We start from the raw sequence: 1,160 nt of genomic DNA on the forward strand, positions 1-1,160 counted from the left end.
GTTCTTTGGATAAGATCTCATGTTTCACGTCCTTTGTTTTTATTCATGTCGGATCAATTGACATTGGAAATTCATGTTAAACATGAACAAAAACACACTTGTTAATCGGCAGGAACACGCAAGGGAAAGGGAAGTGGCAACCTACTCCAGCTCACGCAAATACGTATAAACACGTAGGATATTGACTAAAGCTCTGCTATGAGATTGTCTTTATTAGACTTCACTCTTCAATAACACATACCAGATAGAGAAGAACTACGTAGGTAGTATCAGCAAAGATATTTAACAAGCTTTGTCTAAAATGTGATGAATTCGATACAAACATGTAGGCATCAGAAACCAAATGATGCTTCAAAAAAGGTCAGAGAAGATGAAAGACAGAAAAACCCCAATCAATTGGGGGCTTCTTACTTGAGTATTCGTCACACTCGATGACAAACMGCCTAGGCGAATCAGCGCATTACGCCAACTTGTAGATCACCTTGTTACCTACAAGCTGCTCTTTCTGCACTAGGTTATCTTCAAGCAGTTTTTTCAGTGCGCCAGTCGCCCAAGATGCCGCTTTAGCATCTTCTTGACCTGCTGCAAGGCCGATGCTTTTCGGGTTAATGCCTTCTGCATTGGCGGCAACGATATCCAGCACTTGTTGCTGCTTAGGCGTCAGAGAAATCTCTGTGTTTACTGCAGATGAAGTCAGCCACTTTGGTCGTCAACGACTTTTTTCTCAGCCACTGACTTAGAGATAAGCGGTTTTTTCTGCAGCTGGCTTAACTGTATTTGATGCAGCAGCCAAATTCGCTACAGCTGCTTTAATGCGTTTTGCAGTTTCATCTGCACTTTACGGTCTTATGGAGCAAGTCTCATTAAAATGTGTCTCCAGTTCACTGCTTATCAGCAGGGATGAAAATTTGAAGCGCGTTTTATACCAAAATTTCAGCTCGATTTGTAGGCTTAAGCAGTGAACAGTGGCGAAAAATGCGTTATGAGCGGAGAGAGACTATTCTTTAAGTCAATAAGATAATGAACTTAATTGGGTATCCAAACGTAAAATGTCGTTATCGTTCTCATCATTCCGCCTCCGGCACTAACGGCTCAAAACGAGTTAAGGAGTACAATGCAAACTCTCCAGTTGTCAAACCGCTACCAACTCGCCAGCTCAG

The 1,160-nt window shown here is 42.1% G+C and carries 1 pseudogene; it reads right to left on the reverse strand.

Going from position 1 to position 1,160, the window contains the following annotated elements:
• Positions 1-460: 460 nt before the first annotated feature.
• Positions 461-831, reverse strand: a pseudogene (locus CIK04_RS30010) (MarR family transcriptional regulator).
• Between the last annotated feature and the right edge of the window lie 329 nt (positions 832-1,160).

The sequence above is a fragment of the Vibrio sp. 03_296 genome, from assembly GCF_002265885.1.